Genomic DNA, 833 nt, shown 5'->3' with positions numbered 1-833 from the left:
TACGAATCTCAATAGCAGCGTCGTCATTCAGCTCTGGCATCACTTCGCACGATACGAAAGAAGTGTGACGGCGTCCTGACGAGTCAAACGGCGAGATGCGGACAAGACGGTGCACCCCTTTTTCCGCTTTCAAATAGCCGTATGCGTTATGACCCTTGATGCTGAGTGTGACTGACTTGACACCCGCTTCGTCTCCCGGAAGGTAATCAAGCGTCTCTACTTTATACCCTTGACGCTCTGCGTATCGTGTATACATGCGCAGCAGCATAGATGCCCAGTCCTGCGACTCAGTGCCGCCTGCTCCAGGATGCAGTTCTAGAATCGCATTATTTTTGTCATACGGATCACTTAAAAGAAGAGTCAGTTCGAAATCGTTCAAGTCTTTAACAAGGCTTTTCAGATCCTTCACAATATCCTTCATCATGTCATCGTCGTTTTCTTCTTTCACAAGCTCGTATGCCACTTCAATGTCTTCGTATGCTGAAGACAGCTTTTCAAACTCGTTGACCTGGTCCTTCAGGCCGTTCGCTTCGTTAATGACTGCCTGTGCCGCGTTCTGGTCGTTCCAGAACTCCGGTGCGCTCATCTTTTCGTCAAGTTCAGCGATTTTGGCTTTCTTTGTATCGAGGTCAAAGAGACCCCCTAAAGTCTTCTAACCGTTTTACCATGACTGCTAGTTCTTGCTTTACTTCTGTTAAATCCACAAAAAACACCCCGCATTTATTTTTGTTTGAATTTGCTGTTCTCGAAACCTTTTAAAGAAATCTAAGAAGTGGTTGATCTCCGTTACAGGCGCACGCTTTCCGCTGGGCGTGGCGAAAAGCAGAAACGGC

1 pseudogene is annotated in these 833 nt (G+C 47.1%); it reads right to left on the bottom strand.

What is annotated here, in order from left to right:
* Window positions 1-704: pseudogene (locus CGZ90_RS20075) on the bottom strand (PCRF domain-containing protein); the annotation flags it as partial.
* Between the last annotated feature and the right edge of the window lie 129 nt (window positions 705-833).

This window comes from Fictibacillus aquaticus (genome assembly GCF_002245695.1).
GTDB lineage: Bacteria > Bacillota > Bacilli > Bacillales > Fictibacillaceae > Fictibacillus > Fictibacillus aquaticus.
This window is presented reverse-complemented; position numbering and strand designations above follow the sequence as displayed.